The organism is Pseudoalteromonas sp. A41-2, from assembly GCF_015767615.1.
In the GTDB taxonomy this organism is placed as follows: Bacteria; Pseudomonadota; Gammaproteobacteria; order Enterobacterales; family Alteromonadaceae; genus Pseudoalteromonas; species Pseudoalteromonas lipolytica.
The window spans coordinates 356,573-381,959 of the sequence record NZ_CP065231.1 but is presented as its reverse complement, the minus strand read 5'-3'; the positions used below and the strand labels follow the sequence as shown (position 1 = coordinate 381,959).

Annotated in this window: 18 protein-coding genes and 1 tRNA gene; all 19 read right to left on the bottom strand. The window is 44.2% G+C overall.

The features are described 5' to 3' along the window. Positions 1-71: 71 nt before the first annotated feature. The 19 genes from IT970_RS01820 to IT970_RS01730 all read right to left on the bottom strand — a co-directional run bounded on the left by IT970_RS01820 (position 72) and on the right by IT970_RS01730 (position 25,314). Complete coding sequence (locus IT970_RS01820) at positions 72-2,408, bottom strand: fatty acid cis/trans isomerase (RefSeq protein WP_036971537.1); 2,337 nt, start codon at positions 2,406-2,408, stop codon at positions 72-74. Beyond that, positions 2,405-2,785, bottom strand: a complete 381-nt coding sequence (locus IT970_RS01815) for a hypothetical protein (RefSeq protein ID WP_036971539.1) — start codon at positions 2,783-2,785, stop codon at positions 2,405-2,407. The genes IT970_RS01820 and IT970_RS01815 overlap by 4 nt, the downstream gene beginning before the upstream one ends. 139 nt (positions 2,786-2,924) lie before the next feature. After that, the gene (locus IT970_RS01810) at positions 2,925-3,590 is read right to left on the bottom strand and encodes an SDR family oxidoreductase (protein WP_180311327.1); all 666 of its coding nucleotides are present in this window, start codon (positions 3,588-3,590) and stop codon (positions 2,925-2,927) included. Positions 3,591-3,759: 169 nt separating this feature from the next. Then, the gene (locus IT970_RS01805) at positions 3,760-4,476 is read right to left on the bottom strand and encodes a hypothetical protein (RefSeq protein WP_065978254.1); all 717 of its coding nucleotides are present in this window, start codon (positions 4,474-4,476) and stop codon (positions 3,760-3,762) included. A gap of 70 nt (positions 4,477-4,546) precedes the next feature. Beyond that, positions 4,547-6,346, bottom strand: a complete 1,800-nt coding sequence (locus IT970_RS01800; protein WP_074989873.1) for an alkaline phosphatase — start codon at positions 6,344-6,346, stop codon at positions 4,547-4,549. A gap of 11 nt (positions 6,347-6,357) precedes the next feature. Then, the gene (locus IT970_RS01795) at positions 6,358-7,947 is read right to left on the bottom strand and encodes an alkaline phosphatase (RefSeq protein WP_196857561.1); all 1,590 of its coding nucleotides are present in this window, start codon (positions 7,945-7,947) and stop codon (positions 6,358-6,360) included. A 517-nt stretch (positions 7,948-8,464) separates the two neighbouring features. Further along, positions 8,465-9,649, bottom strand: a complete 1,185-nt coding sequence (tuf, locus tag IT970_RS01790; protein ID WP_036971551.1) for an elongation factor Tu — start codon at positions 9,647-9,649, stop codon at positions 8,465-8,467. A gap of 60 nt (positions 9,650-9,709) precedes the next feature. Continuing rightward, positions 9,710-11,824, bottom strand: coding sequence for an elongation factor G (gene fusA / locus IT970_RS01785; protein ID WP_036971554.1), 2,115 nt, complete (start codon positions 11,822-11,824; stop codon positions 9,710-9,712). Positions 11,825-11,851: 27 nt separating this feature from the next. Further along, a complete protein-coding gene (rpsG, locus tag IT970_RS01780; RefSeq protein WP_036971557.1) occupies positions 11,852-12,322 on the bottom strand; it encodes a 30S ribosomal protein S7 in 471 nt (156 codons plus the stop codon). Positions 12,323-12,419: 97 nt separating this feature from the next. Next, positions 12,420-12,794, bottom strand: a complete 375-nt coding sequence (rpsL, locus tag IT970_RS01775) for a 30S ribosomal protein S12 (RefSeq protein ID WP_002958885.1) — start codon at positions 12,792-12,794, stop codon at positions 12,420-12,422. A 193-nt stretch (positions 12,795-12,987) separates the two neighbouring features. Then, positions 12,988-17,160: a DNA-directed RNA polymerase subunit beta' gene (gene rpoC / locus IT970_RS01770; protein ID WP_036971561.1), complete on the bottom strand. Its 4,173-nt coding sequence runs from the start codon at positions 17,158-17,160 to the stop codon at positions 12,988-12,990. A 97-nt stretch (positions 17,161-17,257) separates the two neighbouring features. Continuing rightward, positions 17,258-21,283, bottom strand: coding sequence for a DNA-directed RNA polymerase subunit beta (rpoB, locus tag IT970_RS01765; protein WP_036971565.1), 4,026 nt, complete (start codon positions 21,281-21,283; stop codon positions 17,258-17,260). A gap of 272 nt (positions 21,284-21,555) precedes the next feature. Beyond that, entirely contained in the window at positions 21,556-21,918 is a 363-nt protein-coding gene (rplL, locus tag IT970_RS01760) for a 50S ribosomal protein L7/L12 (RefSeq protein WP_036971568.1), read from the bottom strand. A gap of 81 nt (positions 21,919-21,999) precedes the next feature. Continuing rightward, complete coding sequence (gene rplJ, locus IT970_RS01755; RefSeq protein ID WP_036971571.1) at positions 22,000-22,494, bottom strand: 50S ribosomal protein L10; 495 nt, start codon at positions 22,492-22,494, stop codon at positions 22,000-22,002. A gap of 319 nt (positions 22,495-22,813) precedes the next feature. Next, positions 22,814-23,518: a 50S ribosomal protein L1 gene (gene rplA, locus IT970_RS01750; RefSeq protein WP_036971573.1), complete on the bottom strand. Its 705-nt coding sequence runs from the start codon at positions 23,516-23,518 to the stop codon at positions 22,814-22,816. Positions 23,519-23,522: 4 nt separating this feature from the next. Continuing rightward, positions 23,523-23,951, bottom strand: a complete 429-nt coding sequence (gene rplK / locus IT970_RS01745; RefSeq protein ID WP_036971575.1) for a 50S ribosomal protein L11 — start codon at positions 23,949-23,951, stop codon at positions 23,523-23,525. Positions 23,952-24,165: 214 nt separating this feature from the next. After that, positions 24,166-24,723: a transcription termination/antitermination protein NusG gene (gene nusG, locus IT970_RS01740; RefSeq protein ID WP_036971577.1), complete on the bottom strand. Its 558-nt coding sequence runs from the start codon at positions 24,721-24,723 to the stop codon at positions 24,166-24,168. A gap of 4 nt (positions 24,724-24,727) precedes the next feature. Beyond that, entirely contained in the window at positions 24,728-25,105 is a 378-nt protein-coding gene (gene secE / locus IT970_RS01735; protein WP_036971579.1) for a preprotein translocase subunit SecE, read from the bottom strand. Between the two features lie 132 nt (positions 25,106-25,237). Beyond that, a tRNA-Trp gene (locus IT970_RS01730) sits at positions 25,238-25,314 on the bottom strand. Positions 25,315-25,387 lie beyond the last annotated feature (73 nt).

Genomic DNA, 25,387 nt, shown 5'->3' with positions numbered 1-25,387 from the left:
TGTAGTTCACATTTCACAATAAAGCCCACTCTAGGTGGGCTTTAAACTATCGGTTAACACTATCAATTACTTTATCTATTTTCGAGCCGATTATAATCAAATAGCCCAAACTCAACACCGCGATATTGCTTGGCAACGTGGTGCAAAATATCACTGTATTGCCAAAACTGCGGGTGCGTTCGACGAATGGAAAACTCACTTTTCAAGTCTCTGTACGCTGCTTCATCAGTGACTTTAGCAAGGCCTGATGCGAACGCATTAACTTGCTCAGTATTGTGTAAGTACCAAATCGCTTCAGGGTAGTCACCAATAAAACCAGGCACAATCGTCACAGTATCTTCATCATAGGCACGCTGACCTTCTTCGTTCAATAAGCTCGAAATATTATAATGAGCATTATGGTGAATAATGGTATATGCCTTATGCGCATCCGCCCCCTCTTTCACTAACACAAATGAAATTTGTGGCAATAAGTTAATCGCTTTTACCGGTAACTCATTAATCTGCGAGAGAGGCTCTGGTACTTGCGTGTAATCATAACGCGTACTCAATATAGGCTTTAACTTTGCTTTAAGGATGTTGAATAATTCCGCCTGTGGGTCTGTGGTTTTATATTCAATGCCCGATGGCTGACTAAAGGACAGTTCATCTTCAAAAAAGCTCGTGAGACTTGGCGGTGATTTACGATACCATTGGGCTTTGATTTCTTCTCGTTTGTTCTCTGGTAGTAACGCTAAGTAATTGCCCTCACCCTCTAAGCGTAAAAAGTCCATGTATAAACGCGTTAATAATTGATGGCCTATATTGCCATACACATCAAAGCCAGCCACCAGCAAGTAGTGAATGCGCTCAAACAAAGCATAATCAAGCACCCATGCTGTTTTAGGCTGTTGGCCTATCCAGCCTTTAACCACGGTTGCACTATCAAAATGACGAAAAACGGTGAGTGCCGCATTTTGATTATGACCATCGCCACGCCACAGTAAATCGGTGGTTAAGTGCTGGCCATTAGCGAACATTTTGTTGGCCAAAGCCACTTTAGCAGAGAGATACTTATTTTGACTCTTTGAGTATTTCACCCAGCTTGAAATAGGCAGTGCGTTACTTTCTTCTTCAGCGGGCAATGCCAGTGCATCTTCATGCTGTAATAACAGTTCACCCACCTTAGGGGTTGCTGCCATTTCAGGTTTTGCAAAGGCAACCCAAAATTGATCGTTAATAACATTAAGGGCTATTTGACCACGACATACAGGGCCTTTAATAAACCCCATAATGATCAGTTCAGCTTCATCAAGCATAAACTGATAACGAGAATTTACCGGGATGGCCGCAAATGCTTTAAATGGATTTGAAGCAACATCCGGTTTATAGCTTGGCAGCTTATCAACCTGATACTCTGTTTCGATGAATTGAGCGTGCAAACGCGCAAGTTTTTCATCATTAAGAGCAAGCGGCAGGTGTGTTTTTGCCAAAATAGTTGAACGGTCATGCATCAAACGATAATAAACCCGAGATACCTTGGGATCTTCGTAAGGACGACGCGTACTAATCACTTTAACGTCTTGGCCCGGTGGGGTTGATGAGCGAACGAGTTTAAAGTAGCTGTGTTTATCTCCCTGTTCGGGGAAATAAATATGGGCTAAATACCAGTGCTCATAAATATACCGAGCTGCAAGTTGATGCTTTAAACCCTCTTGGTTTAAAAACGCTTCCCAGCGCTCAACTTGTTTAAGTACGTTTTTTTCTGGCGGCTCAATATGTGCCAGATAGCCCCCTTGCTTTAACCATTTTGCTAAACGCTGAAATTCTTCACTTGAAATACCCGGCAAACCATATGGCATCCCACTGTGCGGGTTGTCCTTTGCAAACGCATCGAACTCATTCATGGTTGTACATGTTTGCTCACGATCGAGACTAAAATCAAACTCATCACCTAAGATTGCTTGTGTCGGAAGCGGGCTACTTTGTTTAAGCACTAACGCATTGTAAAGGACACTGGCAGCCAAATTCGCCTCTTCAGTTTGCACACGCTCATTAAGCACCGGTGTAAAACCTTTTTCTCGCCACTCAGTGGTATCGAGTGCGTCAAACAGCAATCGGCTAGGCTCTTGGGCCAGCAAGCGCGTTCCATCGTAAACACGTTCTTTACTGAGGCCTCTGTCGATGCCCTCAACCGAGGATAACTTCAATTGACACGGCGCATCATAACAGCCATGACACACCACACAGCGACTATCAAGCACTGGCTTTACATCTGCCAGAAACTCAGCACCTTGTGGGGTTGATGCTGCAACAACACGCTGTTGAGGTTGCTCTTTACCAAATAGCTCATCATAGTGCGCTGCCCCTAAATAAGCGCAACCACTTAATAAGATTAAGCCAAATAGTGTCGTGAAGGTTTTTTTCATCCTTCTTCCTCGCTATCCTCTAGGTCATCACCTAAGTCAAAGGTTGGCATCATATCGACTTGAGGCGATACAAAACTGCTGTCGCCCTCAGCGCTGAGCATTGCACTTAATAGTGGCCCACGAACAAGGGTTAGCTGAGCATGGTGCTCACCCTTTATCAGTGACTGATATTGTTCAGCCAATGCTTCGAGTCGATAATCAGTTAAGGCAATAGCCACACTACTATCAACAGCAGGATTCTGGCAAAGCTGGGTAAGTAGATTTTCATCTAACGTGACGTGTAAAAGTAAATCAGGCGACTCAATGTCACGACTATTGAGATGCTCATCGAAATAAAAAAGGGGAAGGGTTAAATCGCTATTTTGCTCTAGTTCCATGTGCTGTTCTCTACATCAATATGGCTGTCATTGTAGAAGTATAGCAAACAAAAAGAGCAAAAATTAGTGAAAGTTATCAGCAGTTAACCGCTTTTTTATTGCTAACTGCTTTACTGTTAATGACTTATTTTCTCACTCTTTACCAAGGTAAAGTTTCACCATTTGAGTGCCAAAAACCACCACTATTATCAAGGTTTAGCTCATCGATGCGCTTTATTAAACGTTCAGCGGCTGTCTCTGGGCTGATATCTCCTGCAAAATTTACCATCTCTGTTTGTACAAACCCGGGATGAAATAGCCCAACGGCTATCTGCTTATCTTTAAGCTCATGAGCCAAACTCACTCCCGCAGCATTGAGTGCGGCTTTTGACATACGATAGCCTATATAACCTCCCGAACCGTTATCAGCGATTGAGCCCATTCGTGATGTAATCATCGCTACTTTGGCATCAATCCCTAAGTTTTGTAATAACGCGTGAGTAATACGAACAGGCGCGATGGCATTCACACTTATTTGCTTTTCAATTGCAGAAAAATCCATCTCATCGAGGGTTTCGTTATGAAAAATACCCGCGTTGTTGATCAAAATATCTATTTTGTCGGCATGAAGATGATTGGCAAGTGTTGTTACATCGTCTGGATTAGCGACATCAATATCACTGATTATTTTCACATCGAGCGCTTTTAGCTCTTCACTTGGCGTGCGAACAACCGCCGTAACACGGTTTCCTAGTGCTAAATAGTGCTTACAGAAATTAAGACCAATACCTTTATTAGCTCCCGTTACAACCACATGTTTTGTCATTCGTCTGCTCCTTCGTTAGCGTATACCCTATACCTTGGGACTGATAACAAAAAACCAAGGGCTGGTGCTTATTGAACTGTGTACTTTAAATGATAAATCGCACAGCCAAAGACGTGCTGTAAGGGTGTGCCGCTTTAATACATTCAGCGGCAACGTTTAGCAAGGCATGTTAATGATGGTGCTGATGCTCACTTTGCAATTGATTACCTTGCGCATCATAAAAACCAGTCGCGCCATGCTCTACAAACCCTAAATTAATCATCTTGGCTAAAAAGGGGTCGCTTTCATTGTCACCAATGTCGGCATAATCTGTCGTTTGAAAGTTATCCCACTTGGCAAATTGTGCTGTTACCGCGTCTTTATTGTGCTCAACCGTGGTTAAAGCAACTGTGCGACTATAAGAAGGCGATGAAATACGCATTTCTTTAACCAGCTGCTGATTAGCAAGCCACGTTAACTCTATTTTTGTCTCTGCTTGCTGGTATTGATAATGCTCAGTCAGCTCACAACCTTCGCCTGCACTGTTTTTTAAAGTCATTTTTTCGAGCAGTGCATTACTTACCAACTGATATTTGGCACTCCAATCCTGTTCGCCCTGAACCTCAGAAGGCTGATATTCAATACCACGCTGTGCGTGTTGAAAGTAACGGATTGGTCGCATTTGCTGATTACGTAACTGTTGCCACAACTCGATAAATTGTGGGTTTTGCTTAGCCACTTGATGAGGCGTACGCCAAAGCGTAAAGGCGTTGTCTGTGTGCTGTTTGTTAGCAACAGCATCGGTTGTAACTGTATAGTTTGCTTTCGCATAACCGGTGTTTGTATCGCACTGACCTGCAACAGCAAGTGGGCTAAGTAATGAAGCAATTAATATCGCAGCTTTCACGGGAGTCTCTTTTATTTTAAAGGTGTTGTATTCGATGTAAGGAGAGCCCCTAAGGGCTCTCTGCTAACATTTATTGGGCTAATTTAGCATCAGCTTGTTTCACAAGGTCAGCGGCATAATCCATCACATGGAAAATAAGGCTTTGCTCATTCGTACCAGTAACTAAATGGGCTCCTGGGCCTACTGCATACACACCAACATCTTCTGCTGCATGTGTTTCAGAGCTAAGCGGTACCACCGCTTCTTGATGGAAACCCGGTGTAGTTGTATCAACATCGGTGAGATCAACACGCCCAGTCACGGGTGCAAAGTTATAGCCCGCATCCGCATCAGTTTCATCACCTAAGTCACGAAAGCCACCGCCATTAGTGTATCCTACAGTAGTGTATGGCATATTATCCGCTGCGAGTGATGGCTCATCACTCCCCACAGGCACGACTTTACCTAAAATTGGGTTACCACGTTTTGGATAACCCGCAATCGTGAACACATGGCTGTGGTCAGCCGTAACAATGATCAAAGTATCTTCAATGCTGGTTTTATCCAATGCAACTTGAACAGCCTTTGAAAGCTCAACCGTATCACTTAATGCGTTGTACGCATTGCCCGCATGGTGAGCATGGTCAATACGACCCGCTTCAACGGTTAAGAAGAAACCTTTGTCATTGTTATCAAGCACGTCAATTGCTTTTGCGGTCATTTCAGATAATGAAGGCTCACCAGCAATATCGTTAGCGCGATCGGCTTCATACTGCATATGTGATTCATTGAATAAACCAAATAAACGCTCAGTTGTGTCTGCATTCACAGCATTAAAACTTGCTTGGTCCATAACATATTGACCCGCTGGGTATTTCGCTTTCCACTCAGCAGTTAGGTCGCGACCATCCGTACGGTCACCTTCAACACTGCTTACAGCGTCCGCAGAGTTAAACGCGGCATCTTTAGGTAAGAAGTGACGACGACCACCGCCCAACACGACTTCTAAGCCATCAACATCTAATCCCGCATAACGTGCTTCAAGGTTTGCTTCGAAGTTAACGAGTTGCGAGGCGATATCTTCACATCCCGCAGCGACAGCCGCTTCTGGCATATCAGATACATCTTCCCAGTTACGGTCAGCCGATTTTGCATAGGTGGCAGCAGGTGTGGCGTGTGTAATTCGCGCTGTTGATACAATCCCGGTCGATTTTCCTGCAATTTCAGCAAGCTCTGTTGCTGTTACCAGCTCATTACCCGCAACCGTCGCACAGTTACCACGTTCGATATCTTCATCAACGCCGATAACACCTGCATCTGTTTTAACACCAGATGCCATTGCTGTCATCGTACCCGCAGAATCCGGCGTTTGTGCGTCAACGTTGTATGTTTTTGCAAAACCAGAAAACGGCATCGCTTCAAAACTCAGTTGATGCTCTTCGCCCAGCTTGCCTTCAAGCTGACCCGCCATAATGCGTGCCGCTGTCACGGTAGAAATCCCCATACCGTCACCCACAAATAGAATGACGTTTTTCGCTTTCCCTGACTCTTTAGCAACCGCAGCGATGCTGTCTTCGCTTGCCGCCATCTTAACTTTTGCGGCCTTAAACCAATCATTGCTCGTCAGTGGCGCAAGCTGCTGTGCGGTCAGTGATGTGGCTGGGTCATTACACGCAACCGTTGTCTCTGTGATTTCTGCTGAGTCTAGCTCACCATTGCGGTTTGTATCTTCACCCGATACGGTTTCTGTACCGCCATTTACACACTGCTCAGACCCGACAGCTAAGGTGTTTTCAACTGTGATTGTTTCAATTGGGCCTTTGTCATCATCATCAGAACAACCCGCTAATGCCACTACTACAGCAAGAGAAATTAAATTTAGTTTTTTCATTGTCATCGCCATTATTCTTCAATTAGTTCTAGAGCTTGATTTATGATGTGGAAAATTACATTTTGCTCCACAACGCCTTGCGCTAACTGCGCACCTGGACCTTTTGCATGCAATGAAATGTCTTCGCCCGCATGCGTCTCAGAACTTAATGGCACAGTGGCTTCTTGGTGGTAACCTGGGGTCGTTGTATCAACACCCGTTAAGTCAACACGGCCAGCAAATGCAGCGTCGTTATATGACGCATCTGCATCAGTCTCATCGCCTAAATCACGAAAGCCTAAACCATTTGCATACCCGACTGTTGTATACGGCATACCGTCTGCAGCTAGAGTCGGCGCTTCTTTACCAACGGCAACCACTTGACCCAGTATTGGATTACCGCGTTTTGGGTAACCCGCAATGGTAAATACATGACTGTGATCTGCGGTGACTAAAATAAGCGTTTCTTCTGGGTTAGTGTTTTCAACAGCCGCTTGCACTGCTTTTGCAAATTCAACGGTGTCGTTTAATGCGTTGTAAGCATTTCCCGCATGGTGAGCATGGTCAATACGTCCTGACTCAACCGTTAAGAAAAATCCTTTATCATTATTTTTAAGAATGTCGATAGCTTTAGAGGTCATTTGTGATAATGAAGGCTCGCCCGCAATATCGTTACTACGGTCTGCTTCATACTGCATGTGTGACTCATTAAATAGTGCAAACACGCGTTTTGTATCTGCATTTAGTGAATCGAAACCAGCTTGATCCGTGACATACTGACCCTCTGGATAGAGTGTTTTCCATTCTGCAGTTAGGTCTCGCTCGTCTGTGCGGTCCCCTTCGACTTCACTAACAGCATCAGCTGAATTGAATGCCGCATCTTTCGGTAAAAAGTGACGACGACCACCGCCCATCACAACCTCTAAACCATCCACGTCAGTACCGACAAAACGTGACTCTAAGTTCTTCTCAAAGTTAACAAGTTGAGATGCAATATCTTCACAACCAGCTTCAACGGCATCAGCCGGCATATCAGAAATATCTTCCCAGTTACGATCCGCCGATTTTGCATAAGTTGCAGCAGGTGTCGCGTGTGTGATTCGTGCTGTTGATATTACCCCCGTTGCTAGGCCTTTAATTTCAGCCAGTTCAGTCGCGGTGATTAATTCATTGCCAGCAACTGTCGCACACTTGCCACGCTCAATATTTTCATTAACACCAATCACGCCAACGTCGGTTTTAACTCCTGAGATAATAGCCGTCATCGTCCCCGCTGAATCAGGTGTTTGTGCATCCACGTTGTAAGTCTTAATTTGCGCAGAGTAAGGGAACTCTTCAAAACTTAAAAAACCTTCTTCGCCAGACTTACCGCTCATTTGACCTGCCATGATGCGTGATGCAGTAAGTGTCGACACCCCCATACCATCACCCACAAATAAGATCACATTCTTCGCTTTAAATGCCTGTTCTGACTGAGCTACCTGTTCTTTCTTGATTAATTTAGCTTCAGCGGCACTGTACCACTCATTTTGTTTTTGACTATCTGGTAACACACCGGCATTTGCCGTCGCTGACAATGCCAACGTAAAGCCAATTGCTGAGGCAATTTTATTCATTTTCATCGTTACGTTCCGTTAGTACGTTATTTTAAGAATTGTATGCGACTAATTAAGCTGCACATGGATAATTAGCGAGCTTATGGTAGGAAGTATTTATGACTGAATAAGTGACTTTTAATGACGAAAATATTAAACAACTGATTAACAGCCAAAAGAAAGAAGCACTGTTTTAAGGTGGTTAATAATGGCGAGTAGCGAGTAGCGAGAAGCGAGAAGCGAGAAGCGAGAAGCGAGAAGCGAGAAGCGAGAAGCGAGAAGCGAGAAGCGAGAAGCGAGAACAAAATAAAGCCACGTTAACCTCAAGCAAACTTTTTGATGTTTAATTACACCAGTAAGTAACCCCCGCTCGGTAACTGACTTCTAATATCTACCTTCTAATATCTACCTTCTAATATCTACCTTCTAATATCTAGCTTCTAATATCTAATTTCTAATATCTAATCTCTATTTTCTCATCCATAAAAAAACCCGAGACTAAGCTCGGGTTTTTCTTGAATGCTTAATGCATCACTATAGTTGATTACTCAACGATAGTTGCAACAACACCAGCACCAACTGTACGGCCACCTTCACGGATAGCGAAGCGTAAACCTTCGTCCATCGCGATTGGAGCGATTAGCTCTACAGTCATCTTGATGTTATCACCAGGCATTACCATTTCAACGCCGTCTGGTAACTGTACGTCACCTGTTACGTCAGTTGTACGGAAGTAGAACTGTGGACGGTAACCTTTGAAGAATGGAGTATGACGGCCACCTTCATCTTTAGAAAGTACGTATACTTCTGAAGTGAATTTAGTGTGTGGCTTGATTGAACCAGGCTTACAAAGTACTTGACCACGCTCAACGTCTTCACGCTTAGTACCACGTAGAAGTGCACCGATGTTCTCACCCGCACGACCTTCGTCTAGAAGCTTACGGAACATTTCAACACCCGTACATGTTGTCTTCGTAGTTTCTTTGATACCTACGATTTCAACTTCGTCATTCACGTTGATGATACCAGCTTCAACACGGCCAGTTACAACTGTACCACGACCTTGGATTGAGAATACGTCTTCGATAGGCATGATGAATGGCTTATCGATGTCACGCTCTGGCTCTGGGATGTATGAATCTAGCGCTTCAGCTAGTTCAATGATTTTCGCTTCCCATTGCTCTTCGCCTTCTAGGGCTTTAAGTGCTGAACCTTGGATTAGAGGTAAGTCGTCACCTGGGAAATCGTACTCAGAAAGAAGTTCACGAACTTCCATCTCTACTAGCTCAAGTAGCTCTTCGTCATCAACCATGTCACATTTGTTCATGAATACGATGATGTAAGGTACGCCAACCTGACGAGAAAGTAGGATGTGCTCACGTGTTTGTGGCATAGGACCGTCAGTTGCAGCAACTACTAGGATTGCGCCGTCCATTTGAGCAGCACCAGTGATCATGTTTTTAACATAATCGGCGTGTCCTGGACAGTCTACGTGTGCGTAGTGACGAGTTGGTGTATCGTACTCAACGTGTGAAGTTGAGATTGTGATACCACGCTCACGCTCTTCTGGAGCGTTATCGATTGATGCGAAGTCTTTAGCTGTACCACCGTATACTTTTGCAAGTACGTTAGTGATTGCTGCAGTTAGGGTAGTTTTACCGTGGTCAACGTGGCCGATTGTACCAACGTTTACGTGCGGTTTTACGCGTTCAAACTTTTCTTTTGCCATCTTAAAAAATTCCTATAAAGAAATTAACGCCTGACCCACTATTGGGCCAGACAAGCTAAATCATATAACAGCGCGAGCTGCAATTATTGCATCTGCAACATTCTTAGCGGCTTCTGCATACTTTAAAAACTCCATAGAGTAAGATGCACGGCCTTGTGTTGCAGATCGCAGATCAGTTGCATAACCAAACATTTCAGAAAGTGGCACTTGTGCATTAATTTGCTTAAGACCACCGAATGCTTCTTCCATGCCTTCGATCATGCCGCGGCGACGGTTTAAGTCACCAACTACATCACCCATGTTTGCTTCAGGAGTGATAACTTCAACCTTCATTACTGGTTCTAGAAGAGCAGGGTTTGCTTCAAGCGCCCCTTTCTTCATCGCCATTGAACCTGCAATTTTAAATGCCATCTCATTCGAGTCTACATCATGGAATGAACCATCATATAAAGTCGCTTTAACGCCAAGTAATGGGTAGCCTGCCAGCACACCTTGAGCCATTTGCTCTTGGATGCCTTTATCTACCGCAGGGATGTATTCTTTTGGAACGGCACCACCAACGACTTCGTTAACGAATTCGTAAATTGGGGCGTCGTTGTCCGAAATATCCATCGGTTCAAGTTTAAGCCAGACGTGACCATATTGACCACGACCACCTGATTGACGTACGAACTTCCCTTCAACTTCAACAGTTGAACGGATAGCTTCACGGTATGCAACCTGCGGCTTACCAACGTTACATTCAACACTGAATTCACGTTTCATACGGTCGACAATGATATCAAGGTGAAGTTCACCCATACCAGAAATAATAGTCTGGCCTGATTCTTCGTCAGTTTGTACTCTGAAAGATGGATCTTCTGCTGCTAGTTTACCTAGTGCAATACCCATCTTATCTTGGTCAGCGATTGTGCGAGGCTCAACCGCAACAGAGATAACTGGCTCTGGGAACTCCATACGCTCAAGCGTAATAATAGAGTTCGGATCACACAGTGTTTCACCTGTTGTTACGTCTTTAAGACCAATAGCCGCTGCGATGTCGCCTGCATAGACTACCTTGATCTCTTCACGTGAGTTTGAATGCATCTGAACGATACGACCAAGTCGCTCACGCTTACTTTTAACTGGATTGTATACCGCGTCACCCTGTTTAACAGTACCAGAGTAAACACGGAAGAAGGTCAAGGTGCCAACGAACGGGTCTGTCGCAATCTTAAAAGCAAGTGCGGCAAACGGTGCGTTGTCATCAGCAGGACGCTCTTCCTCAGTACCATCTTCAATGATACCTTGGATTTGTTTCACTTGTGTTGGCGCAGGCATATATTCAATAACAGCATCAAGCACAGCTTGAACACCTTTATTTTTAAATGCGCTACCACACGTCATGGGAACAATTTCGTTTGCTAATGTACGCTGACGTAACGCTGATTTAATTTCAGCTTCGGTCAGGTCTTCACCTTCTAGATATTTATCCATTAGCTCTTCTGACGCTTCAGCAGCGCTTTCAACTAAGTGAGAGCGCCATTCTTCTGCAAGCTCAAGAAGGTCTGCCGGAATGGCCTCATAAGAGAAAGTCATGCCTTGATCTTCGGCATTCCAGTTAATGGCTTTCATCTTAATGAGGTCAATAACACCTTTAAAATCGTCTTCAGCACCAATTGGTAGCTGAATTGGAACAGGCGTTGCTCCAAGACGAGATTTCACCTGGCTAACAACCGTTAAGAAGTCAGCGCCAGTGCGATCCATTTTATTTACGAAGATCATACGAGGAACTTCATATTTGTTCGCTTGACGCCAAACTGTCTCAGTTTGCGGCTGTACACCTGATGAAGCACAAAGAACAACTACCGCACCATCAAGTACACGTAAAGAACGCTCTACTTCGATAGTGAAATCTACGTGTCCTGGAGTATCAATAATATTGATACGATGGTCGTCAAACTGCGCGTCCATCCCTTTCCAGAAACACGTTGTTGCAGCAGAAGTGATTGTGATACCACGCTCTTGTTCCTGCTCCATCCAATCCATAGTTGCAGCGCCATCATGTACTTCACCAATCTTATGAGAAAGACCGGTGTAGAACAGAACACGTTCTGTTGTGGTGGTTTTACCTGCATCTACGTGAGCGCAAATACCTATATTACGATAGCGCTCAAGTGGAGTTGTACGTGCCATAAAATCCTCTTAAAGGTTAAGGGCAGATTACCAACGGTAATGAGCGAATGCTTTATTCGCTTCAGCCATACGGTGAACGTCTTCACGTTTCTTAACCGCAGTGCCTTTGTTGTCAGCAGCGTCAACGATTTCTTGAGCTAAACGTAAGCCCATAGATTTTTCGCCACGCTTACGTGCAGCGTCTACTAACCAACGCATACCTAATGCGTTGCGACGTACTGGACGTACTTCAACTGGTACTTGGTACGTTGAACCACCAACACGGCGAGATTTAACCTCTACCTGTGGGCGAACGTTATCAAGTGCAGCTTCAAAGATTTCTAGGTGCGACTTGCCTGATTTCTCAGCAGCCACGTCTAACGCACCATAAACGATTTTTTCAGCAGTAGATTTCTTGCCGTCTAACATTACTACGTTAACGAATTTAGCAAGAAGTTCCGATCCGAACTTAGGATCTGGAAGAATTTTACGTTGACCTATTACGCGTCTTCTAGGCATTTTGTATCTCCGGTATCTTCAGGTTTGCTCTTTTAGAGTCAATACCCAAAACAATTAATTTAAAAATTTAGTGCTTGGCCTTACTAACGGAGAACCATTAGCCCTTAGGGCGTTTAGCACCGTATTTAGAACGAGCTTGACGACGGTCGCTTACGCCTGCACAGTCAAGTGCACCACGAACAGTGTGGAAACGCACACCTGGTAAGTCTTTAACACGACCACCACGGATTAGGATTACACTGTGCTCTTGTAGGTTGTGGCCTTCACCACCAATGTAAGATGTTACTTCGAAACCGTTTGTTAAACGTACACGCGCTACTTTACGTAATGCAGAGTTTGGTTTCTTAGGTGTAGTTGTATATACGCGAGTACATACACCACGCTTTTGCGGACACGCTTTAAGCGCAGCTGAGTTACTTTTAGTAACCTTGCTACGACGTGGCTTACGCACTAGCTGGTTAATAGTTGCCATTTAAATAGCTCCTGAAATTAAAATTACTACTGAAAAAATAAAAAAATCCGCCCTGTTTACATGCTCGTTACAAAACGTGCAGGCAAATGGGTGGCGGAATTTTAATGAGCAAAGTTTAACCTGTCAACCTTAACTCATCGCAAGGCAGCAGATAACTGCCTCGCGACTACTTAATCTATTGATTAAGTTGAGATTATTGGTTTCCAGAGATATCAGCATTAAGTGCGTCAGTTAATGCTTGAGTTGCCTCTTCAGCGCTAACAGTCTGCTCTTCGATGATTTCACCTTGCTTACGACGGTTCAAACGGTCTTGGTGATACGCAAAGCCAGTACCGGCTGGGATCAGACGACCCACGATTACGTTCTCTTTCAGACCACGAAGCTCATCGCTCTTACCATTTACAGCGGCTTCTGTAAGGACACGTGTTGTCTCCTGGAACGAGGCTGCTGAAATGAAAGATTCTGTTGCAAGTGACGCTTTAGTGATACCCATTAACTGGATTTCAAATTTAGCTGGGATCTTGCCTTGCTTTTCAAGGTCGCGGTTCGCGATATTAACGCGTGCCACTTCAACTTGTTCACCGGCTAAGAACTCAGTGTCACCGCCGTCAAGAATGATACATTTACGTAGCATTTGACGAATAATTGTCTCAATGTGCTTGTCATTGATCTTAACGCCCTGCAAGCGGTAAACCTCTTGCACTTCGTTAACGATATAGTTTGCAACATGAGTTACACCACGTAGGCGTAAGATGTCATGTGGTGATTCTGGACCATCGGCGATAACCTCACCTTTAGACACTTGCTCACCTTCGAACACGTTAAGTTGACGCCATTTAGGAATCATCTCTTCGTATGCGTCACCCTCTGCTGGCGTGATTACAAGACGCTTCTTACCTTTCGTTTCTTTACCGAAGCTAATTGTACCGGTGATTTCTGCAAGAATTGCAGGATCTTTCGGTTTACGTGCTTCGAATAAGTCAGCTACGCGAGGTAGACCACCCGTGATATCACGAGTCTTCGAACCTTCTTGCGGAATACGTGCAAGTACGTCACCTGGGTTTGCTGTCGCGCCGTCTGTTACTTCAATCGTTGTGAATGAAGGAAGACGTGTTTCTTGCAGACCACGCTCATCGCTTTCGATGATTAGTTTAGGTTCTTTCGCATTTACTTTACCTAAGTCTTTAACAACCACACGTGTTAAACCAGTTAACTCATCTGTTTGTGCTTCGGTATTTGAGTCATCAATATCGCTGAACGAGATTTTTGACTTATGCTCAAGAACGATTGGGTGACTATGCGGATCCCAAGTCGCAACGATATCGTTACCTTGAACTTCCGAATTATCTTGTACTGTTAACACGGCACCGTAAGGTACTTTATAACGCTCTTTCTCACGACCAAAGCTATCGATGATAGTGATCTCTGTTGAACGAGACGTGATAACAATCTTACCGTCTGTGTTTAATACGTACTTCGCATTGTGTAACTTCAATGTACCGTTAGTTTTAACTTGTACACTGTTCTCAGCAGACGCTCGAGATGCCGCACCACCGATGTGGAAGGTACGCATTGTAAGCTGTGTACCCGGCTCACCGATTGATTGTGCCGCGATAACACCTACTGACTCACCTGGATTGATGATGTGGCCACGCGCAAGGTCACGACCGTAACACTTAGCACATACACCAAAGTCATTATCACAGGTGATAACTGAACGAACGCGTACTTCATCCACTGAGTGCTCTTCTAAAAGGTCACACAGTTTTTCGTCAAGCATAATGTTACGCTCAACAAGTACTTCGTTAGTACCAGGAATAACAACATCTTCAGCAACAACACGACCAAGTACACGTTCGCGAAGTGCTTCTACAACGTCACCACCTTCAATAAGCGGTTTCATTGTTAAGCCATCTTCTGTGCCACAATCGTCTTCGTTGATTACTAAGTCTTGTGCAACGTCTACTAGACGACGCGTTAAGTAACCCGAGTTTGCTGTTTTAAGTGCTGTATCGGCAAGACCTTTACGCGCACCGTGCGTTGAGATGAAGTACTGTAGTACGTTTAGACCTTCACGGAAGTTCGCCGTGATTGGTGTCTCGATGATTGAACCATCTGGACGTGCCATTAGACCACGCATACCCGCTAACTGACGGATCTGAGCGGCGCTACCACGTGCACCAGAGTCGGCCATCATAAACACTGAGTTGAATGAAGATTGCTCTTCTTCTTCACCTTTCGCGTTGATTACCGTGTCTTTTGATAAGTTCGCCATCATCTCACGTGATAAGTTTTCATTTACACGTGACCAGATATCGATAACTTTATTGTACTTTTCACCAGCCGTTACAAGACCTGATTGGAATTGTTGGTTGATTTCAGTTACTTCAGCTTCCGCTGATTCAATGATTTCTGCTTTAACCGGTGGGATAACTAAGTCATCAATACCGATTGAAACACCTGACTTCATTGCGTAGTGGAAACCGGTGTACATTACTTGGTCAGCAAAGATAACAGTATCTTTAAGACCTAGACGACGGTAACACTCGTTTAATAAGCCAGAAATCTGTTTCTTACCTAGGGCTTGGTTGATTAGCTCAAACGGCATGCCTTTAGGTAGGATAAGTGAAAGAATCGCACGACCTACTGTTGTTTCAACAATAGTAACGTAATCAACTGCTTCACCTTCTTCATTCTTAATTGTCTCGCTGATACGTACTTTTACGCGCGCATGTAGCTCAGCGTTGCCGCTGCGGTATGCTTTTTCAGCTTCTTTAGGATCTTTAAATACTGCACCTTCGCCTTTCGCATTAATGCGATCACGCGTCATGTAGTAAAGACCTAATACAACGTCCTGTGAAGGAACGATGATTGGCTCACCATTCGCTGGAGACAGAATGTTGTTTGTAGACATCATTAGAGCACGTGCTTCTAACTGTGCTTCAAGCGTTAACGGTACGTGTACCGCCATTTGGTCACCATCGAAGTCAGCGTTGTACGCCGCACATACTAATGGGTGTAAATGAATCGCTTTACCTTCAATTAGCACAGGTTCGAACGCTTGGATACCCAAACGGTGAAGTGTTGGTGCACGGTTAAGTAACACTGGATGTTCACGAATTACTTCGTCTAATACATCCCATACTTCTGCTACTTCACGCTCAACCATCTTCTTCGCTGCTTTGATAGTCGTAGCCATGCCGCGACGCTCAAGTTTGCCGTAGATAAATGGTTTAAACAGCTCAAGTGCCATCTTCTTAGGAAGACCACACTGGTGTAGTTTAAGCGTAGGACCTACTGTGATTACAGAACGACCAGAGTAATCTACACGTTTACCAAGTAAGTTCTGACGGAAACGACCTTGCTTACCTTTGATCATATCAGCAAGCGATTTAAGAGGACGTTTATTAGAACCTGTAATCGCACGACCGCGACGACCGTTATCAAGTAGCGCATCAACCGCTTCTTGTAACATACGTTTTTCGTTGCGTACGATAATATCTGGTGCCGCTAAATCTAATAGACGCTTAAGACGGTTATTACGGTTAATAACACGACGGTAAAGGTCATTTAGATCAGATGTCGCAAAACGACCACCGTCTAGTGGTACTAATGGACGTAGATCAGGTGGCAATACTGGAAGTACTGTCATGATCATCCACTCAGGGTTGTTACCTGATTGGTGGAACGATTCCATTAATTTAAGACGTTTAGTGATCTTCTTACGCTTCGTTTCAGAGTTAATTGTTGGTAACTCTTCACGCATTTCAGCAATTAATTGGCCAAGATCAAGTTCACGAAGCAAGTCTAATACTGCTTCTGCACCCATCTTCGCTTCAAACTCATCGCCGTGCTCTTCTAGCGCATCTAGGTACTCTTCTTCACCTAAAAGCTGACCACGCTCAAGCGTTGTCATACCCGGCTCAGTTACCACGAATGATTCGAAGTAAAGTACGCGCTCGATGTCACGAAGTGTCATGTCTAGCATTAAGCCGATACGTGACGGTAATGATTTTAAGAACCAAATATGCGCAACTGGGCTAGCAAGCTCAATATGACCCATACGGTCACGACGCACTTTGGTCAGCGTTACTTCAACGCCACACTTTTCACAAATAACACCACGGTGCTTAAGGCGCTTATATTTACCACATAAACACTCATAATCTTTCACTGGGCCGAAGATACGGGCACAGAATAAGCCGTCGCGCTCAGGCTTGAAAGTACGGTAGTTGATTGTCTCAGGTTTCTTTACTTCACCGTATGACCATGAACGAACCATATCTGGCGAAGCAAGACCAATGCGAATTGCATCGAATTCTTCGGTCTTATTTTGTTGCTTCAGAAACTTAAGTAAGTCTTTCACCTTAGCTCTCCTGTCGGAGGTTAATCTTGAGGGCGAATAACTCGCCCCTACATTCTATTCGGCCTAACAGGTGCGGCTTATGCCGCACCTAAATGGCTTAATTTTCTTCCAACTCGATGTTGATACCCAGTGAGCGGATTTCTTTCAACAATACGTTGAACGATTCTGGCATACCTGGTTCCATCTTATGGTTACCATCTACGATGTTCTTATACATCTTAGTACGACCGTTCACGTCATCCGATTTCACTGTTAGCATTTCTTGTAGTGTATATGCAGCACCGTAAGCTTCTAGTGCCCACACCTCCATCTCACCGAAACGCTGGCCACCGAACTGCGCTTTACCACCCAGCGGCTGCTGAGTAACAAGGCTGTAAGAACCAGTTGAACGCGCGTGCATCTTGTCATCAACCAAGTGGTTAAGTTTCAGCATGTACATGTAACCAACGGTTACTTGACGTTCAAACTGATCGCCAGTACGGCCATCATAAAGTGTAACTTGACCGCTTCTTGGATAACCACCAAGCTCTAGTAAGTCTTTGATTTCGCTTTCACGAGCACCATCAAAGGCTGGAGTTGCGATCGGTAAACCACCTTTCAAGTTTTCAGCTAAGCGACGAACTTCATCATCAGAGAATGAGTCGATATCGACTTTCTGACGACAATCACCTAAATCGTAAACTTTCTTAACAAAGCTACGGATTTCGTGCAGTTCACGCTGCTCTTTCATCATTTCTTCAATGCGCTCACCCACACCACGTGCAGCAAGACCCATGTGTGTTTCTAGGATCTGACCGATGTTCATACGTGATGGTACACCTAGCGGGTTCAGAACGATGTCTACCGTACGACCTTTGTCATCGTATGGCATATCTTCTACTGGTACGATAGTCGAGATAACACCTTTGTTACCGTGACGACCCGCCATCTTATCACCCGGTTGGATACGACGTTTAACAGCTAGGTATACTTTAACAATTTTAAGTACGCCTGGTGCTAAGTCATCACCCTGAGTGATCTTACGACGTTTGTTTTCAAACTTCTTATCGTATTCAGCTTTAAGCTCATCGTACTGGGCAGCTAGTTGCTCAAGCTCTGATTGCTTGTCTTCTTGAGCAAGGCTTTGAGTAAGCAGCTTTTCAGCATTAAGTGATGCAATTGTGTCTGCGTTCAGACCAGCGTCAACAAGTAGCTTACGAGCACGGTCTAATACACCGGCTTCTAAGATACGGAACTCTTCGTTGAAGTCTTTCTTCGCTTCGCGAAGCTGCATGTCTTCAACTTCTAACGCACGCTTATCTTTTTCAACACCGTCACGGGTGAAAACTTGTACGTCGATTACGGTACCTGTTACAGAGTTTGGTACACGTAAAGAGCTGTCTTTAACGTCTGACGCTTTCTCACCGAAGATCGCACGTAGTAGCTTTTCTTCTGGTGTTAATTGCGTTTCGCCTTTCGGAGTCACTTTACCTACTAGGATATCGCCGCCTTTTACTTCAGCACCGATATAAACAACGCCTGATTCATCAAGCTTGCCTAGTGCAGATTCACCTACGTTAGGGATATCTGCTGTGATCTCTTCAGGACCTAATTTAGTATCACGTGCGATACATTGTAGTTCTTGAATGTGGATAGTCGTTAGACGATCTTCTTGAACTACGCGCTCTGATAGTAGGATTGAATCCTCGAAGTTATAACCATTCCATGGCATGAATGCCACGCGAAGGTTTTGACCTAGTGCTAAGTCACCTAAGTCAGTCGAAGGACCATCTGCTAACACATCGCCACGTGTAACCGGCTCACCAACCATACACGTTGGTTTTTGGTTAATACATGTATTCTGGTTTGAGCGTGTGTATTTAGTAAGGTTGTAGATATCGATGCCCGCTTCACCTGGAACGCGCTCATCTTCATTTACATTTACAACGATGCGGCTTGCATCGGCATACATTACTTCACCACCACGCTTAGCAACGATCGTTACACCAGAATCTTTTGCTAGTGTAAGCTCGATACCTGTACCTACCAGCGGCTTGTCCGCGATAAGTGTCGGTACTGCTTGACGTTGCATGTTTGAACCCATCAATGCACGGTTCGCATCATCGTGTTCTAGGAACGGGATAAGCGCGGCCGCTACAGAGATCACCTGTTGTGGTGATACGTCCATATATTGTTGGTCCATTTTGCCCATAAAGGTTGATTCACCTTTGTGACGGCATGGAATTAGTTCATCAACAAACTCATTGTCATCGTTCAAGTTTGAGTTCGCCTGAGCGATTACAAACTGACCTTCTTCAATGGCTGATAGGTAATCAACTTCATCAGTTACAACACCGTTTACCACTTTACGGTAAGGTGTTTCTAAGAAACCATAGTCGTTTGTACGTGCGTACGTAGACAATGAGTTAATTAGACCGATGTTTGGACCCTCAGGTGTTTCGATTGGACATACACGACCATAGTGGGTTACGTGAACGTCTCGCACCTCGAAGCCAGCACGTTCACGTGTTAAACCACCCGGGCCTAATGCAGAAATACGACGCTTATGCGTTACTTCTGAAAGCGGGTTATTTTGGTCCATGAACTGTGATAACTGAGACGAACCGAAGAACTCTTTAACCGCTGCCGAAATTGGCTTAGCGTTAATAAGATCTTGTGGCATTACCGCATCAAGGTCACCTAAGCTTAAACGCTCACGTACTGCACGTTCTACACGTACTAGACCAACACGGAATTGATTCTCAGCCATTTCGCCAACGCTACGGATACGACGGTTGCCTAAGTGGTCGATATCATCAACATCGCCAACACCGTTACGAATAGCGATAAGCACTTTCATAACAGCTACGATGTCTTCTTTCGATAATGTGCCAGGGCCTGTATCAGTGTCATAACCTACACGGCTATTGAACTTCATACGACCAACTGTTGATAAATCATAACGCTCTTCAGAGAAGAACAAGTTATCAAATAAGGCTTCAGCCGCGTCTTTCGTCGGTGGCTCGCCTGGGCGCATCATGCGATAAATTTCTACTAATGCTTCTAAACGGTTGCTTGTTGTGTCGATACGAAGGGTATCTGACATGTAGGCGCCGCTGTCAACTTCATTGATATATAACGTATCAATCTTAGTGTGACCTGCTTTAACCAACTCAGCCATTAGCTCAAGTGATAGCTCGTCATTCGCGTTAGCGATGATCTCACCCGTTGACTCATCAACGTAGTTTTTAGCTACAACACGACCAATGATGTACTCATGCGGTACTTCTAATTGGTTAATACCTTTTTTCTCGATGTTCTTGATGTGACGCGCAGTAATACGACGACCCGCTTCAACAAGGACTTCACCGTCATCGCCTTTGATATCAAAAGCGGCAGTTTCACCACGTAAACGTGAAGGCACAAGTTCCATAAGAACTTTACCGTCAGTTACTTCAAACGCAGTAGTATCGAAGAAGATATCTAAGATTTCTTCTGTAGAGAACTCTAGTGCACGTAAGATAATTGACGCCGGTAATTTACGACGACGGTCAATACGTACATATAGGTTATCTTTTGCATCAAACTCGAAGTCTAACCATGAACCACGGTAAGGAATTACACGCGCGTTATAAAGTACTTTACCTGACGAGTGAGTTTTACCGCGGTCGTTATCAAAGAATACACCAGGGCTACGGTGTAGCTGAGAAACGATAACACGCTCTGTACCATTGATTACAAAGGTACCGGTATCAGTCATGAGCGGAATTTCGCCCATGTAAACTTCTTGCTCTTTAATGTCTTTAACTGTGCCTGGTGCTTCTTTGTCCATCACCACAAGACGCAATTTTACGCGAAGTGGAGCAGAATAAGTCACACCGCGAATTTGACATTCTTTTACATCGAATACTGGCTCACCAATACGATAACTTACGTATTGAAGCTCAGAATTTCCCGAGTAGCTTTTGATCGGAAACACAGAACGGAAAGCAGCTTCCAAACCGTGATCGCCATCAGCGTCAGGGACTAAGAATTTTTTAAACGATTCTAACTGCGTCGACAGTAAGAAAGGTATATCCAAAACTTGTGGACGTTTACCAAAATCCTTACGGATACGTTTCTTTTCAGAATAAGAGTAAGCCATGGGGTTCCTCAGCTTGCTGATCTTTGACCCGACCTGTTCTTGTAAGAACAGACTTAACTGGCATCTATGCCAAGATGTACAACATTAAATTGTTGTTCTAGTTCACTCTGCTACTTTCAACACCTTTACAGGTAACAACTTGAAAATAAAGAGAAAATTAGATTTTATTTGCACTATAGGAAAACATCGCTCCATAGCGCAAAAAGGCCGGTGATTAAATAATCACCAGCCCTTGCCTGATTACTCAGGCAGCGAACCTAGCGTAAGCTAGATTACTTAACCTCAACTTCAGCACCAGCTTCAGTAAGGTCTTTTGCAAGCGCTTCAGCTTCTTCTTTAGATACACCTTCTTTGATAGGTGCAGGAGCTGATTCAACAAGTGCTTTAGCTTCTTTAAGGCCAAGACCAGTTGCACCACGTACAGCTTTGATTGCAGCAACCTTGTTAGCGCCAGCGCCAGTAAGGATTACGTCAAACTCAGTCTTCTCTTCAGCAGCTTCAGCAGCTGGACCAGCAACAACAGCAGCTGCTGCAGTTACGCCGAATTTTTCTTCCATTGCTTCAACTAGAGCAACAACGTCCATTACTGACATTTCAGCAATAGCATCAAGGATTTGGTCTTTAGTTACAGACATTACAAATTTCCTAATTATTACGGACTAATTTTAGTCCAAAAAAAATATTACACCGAAAGTGAACAAAAAAACAGCTTAAAATTAAGCAGCTTGCTCAGCTTTCTGTACACGTACTGCTTCAATTGTTTTACACAATTTGCCAGCAGACGCTTCTTTCATAGCGCTCATTAAGCGTGCAACAGCTTCGTCGTAAGTAGGTAGAGTTGCTAGCATAGCTGCGTCTACTACGTTACCTTCAAATGCAGCGGTCTTAACTTCGAATTTCTCGTTCTTCTTCGCGAAATCTGAGAAGATACGCGCAGCAGCACCAGGGTGCTCTGAAGAGAAAGCGATTAAGCTTGGACCAACAAATGAGTCAGAAAGGCACTCAAAATCTGTTCCTTCAACAGCACGTTTAGCTAAAGTGTTACGAACAACTTTCATCCATACACCAGCTGCACGAGCTTCTTTACGAAGGGCAGTGATAGCACCAACTGTTACACCACGAGAATCTGCAACAACTGCAGAAAGAGCACCAGTGGCTGCTTCGTTGACTTCAGCAACAATTGCTTTTTTGCCTTGAAGATTTAAAGCCATGGGTGTTACTCCTGGTTTAATGGGTCGCCGATATTGGCTTCCCTGTTCTACTCTTCCCCATCAATGATGGAGATGCTTTTTACGGCGAGAGCCAGAAGATTAGGAAAAATCTATCTGGGGATTCACACCGTCTACGTAGGTAAAAATATTAAGGCCGAAGCCGCCTACGGTCTTGGACGGAAGCCCAATTTATCGTTTATACCCGAAGGCGTACGAAATTATGGACTTCAACCCGAATTCTTTACTTGTTTTGAAATTAACTTTCTCAACAAAATGGCGCAAAATTATAGTTCAAATTTCGCGCCATGTAAACTCTTAATTAAGCAACAGTTGTGCTTAGAGAGTTTTGGTCAACAGCAACACCTGCGCCCATTGTTGTAGAGATAGTTACTTTCTTCACGTAAGTACCTTTTGCTTGAGAAGGTTTAGCCTTCTTAAGCGCAACAATAAGAGCTTCAAGGTTTTGTTGAAGTTGCTCAGCAGTGAAATCAACCTTACCGATAGTAGTATGGATGATACCGTTCTTGTCGTTACGGTAACGAACTTGACCTGCTTTCGCGTTTTTAACTGCTTCTGCAACGTTAGGTGTTACAGTACCAGTTTTAGGGTTTGGCATTAGACCACGTGGACCTAAGATTTGACCTAGTTGACCAACAACGCGCATAGCGTCTGGAGATGCAACAACAACGTCAAAGTTCATCTCGCCTTTCTTAACTAGATCAGCAAGATCTTCCATGCCCACTAATTCAGCACCGGCTTCTTTTGCAGCTTCTGCATTAGCGCCTTGAGTGAATACAGCAACACGAACGTCACGACCAGTACCGTTAGGTAGTACAGTTGCACCACGAACGTTTTGGTCAGATTTACGAGCATCGATACCAAGGTTAACAGCAACGTCAACACTTTCTACGAATTTAGCTGTCGCTAACTCTTTTAAAAGAGCAACTGCTTCGTTGATTTCGTAATCTTTAGTCGCATCCACTTTTTCGCGGATTGTACGCATACGTTTAGTTAATTTTGCCATTATCTTAGTCCTCTACGTTCAAGCCCATCGCACGCGCAGAACCTGCGATAGTGCGAACTGCAGCATCCATATCAGCTGCTGTAAGGTCAGGTCGTTTTGTCTCAACGATTTCTTCAAGTTGAGCACGAGTTACTGTACCCACTTTTTCAGTGTTAGGACGGCCAGAGCCTGATTTGATACCTGCAGCTTTCTTAAGTAAGTAAGCAGCCGGTGGCGTTTTCATTTCGAACGTGAAAGAACGGTCGCCGTAAACAGAGATCACTACAGGAACTGGAGCGCCTTTTTCGATAGATTCTGTACGTGCGTTGAACGCTTTACAGAATTCCATGATGTTTACACCGTGCTGACCTAGTGCTGGACCTACTGGAGGACTAGGATTAGCCATACCAGCGGCAACTTGTAGCTTGATAATAGCTTCAACTTTTTTAGCCATAATAAATACCTCATTTGGTGGGTCATAGCCTTGTGCGCGCGAGGACGCGTACTCTAACGGCTTCCCAGTTTAAAAATTGGTTCTCACTTTATGTGATAAAACAAGTTACTACTTGCCCTAACACAAAAAGGCCGCTGATTATAAGTTAATCAACGGCCTTTTTCAAGCATATTGCCAAAATATTAAACGATTTTGGCTGCTTTAATTTTTTATCTTACTTGTCTTGTTCAACTTGACCAAATTCAAGCTCAACTGGCGTAGAACGACCAAAGATAAGTACCGATACTTTTACGCGGCTCTTTTCGTAATCCACTTCTTCAACAACACCGCTGAAGTCAGCAAATGGACCATCGATAACACGAACAACTTCGCCTGGCTCAAATAATGTAGCTGGCTTAGGTGCTTCAGAGTTCTCTTGAAGACGGTTTAAGATGCGATCTGCTTCTTTTTGGCTGATTGGCGCTGGACGATCTGACGTACCACCAATAAAGCCCATTACACGTGCAGTGCTGTTTACTAAGTGCCAGCTTGCATCGTTCATGTCCATTTGTACAAGTACATAACCTGGGAAGAATTTACGCTCAGATTTACGCTTTTGACCTGCGCGCATCTCAACAACTTCTTCCGTTGGTACTAATACTTCACCAAAACTATCTTCCAAACCTTCAATCTTGATATGCTCAAGAATAGTTTGTGCAACACGCTTCTCATAACCTGAGAAAGCTTGTACTACGTACCAACGTAGTTTCTTTTCGTTCTTCTCATCCGACATGGGATTAGATCTCCAATCCAGTTAAAAAGCCTACGGCGCGGAATAAAATGCCATCTAATCCCCAAAGGATAAGTGCCATAATCACAGTTGCAACCATTACAATTAATGTCGTATGGGTTGTTTCTTGGCGTGTTGGCCACACAACTTTACGTACTTCGATACGTGCTTCTTTAGCAAATGCTAAAAATGTACGACCTTTTTCTGTTAGTGAGGCAATGCCTAAACCCGCTGCAACAGCGACCACTACACCAATAGCACGCAACAATACAGACTGATCTGCATACATGTGATTACCAACTACTGCGCCTGCAAGTAGCGCAATCGCTACAATCCACTTAACTGAATCCATCGCACTTGATGGTGTTTCTACATTCGTGCTCATAATATTATTACCTTAACTACAGACACAACAACCCTGCGCGAAGGCAGGGTTAATCCATTAAAATCTAAACTTAAAAACAGACTTATTTAAACCGATTTTTAATTTCAGACTCCACACTTATTGTGTAAAAAGTGGCAGGGGCGGAGAGATTCGAACTCCCAACCGTCGGTTTTGGAGACCGCTGTTCTACCAATTGGAACTACGCCCCTGCAAAGTGGATGCCTATTATACTTACGCAATTCATTAACACAAGAGTAAAAGATACCCAGAAGTTAAAATCTC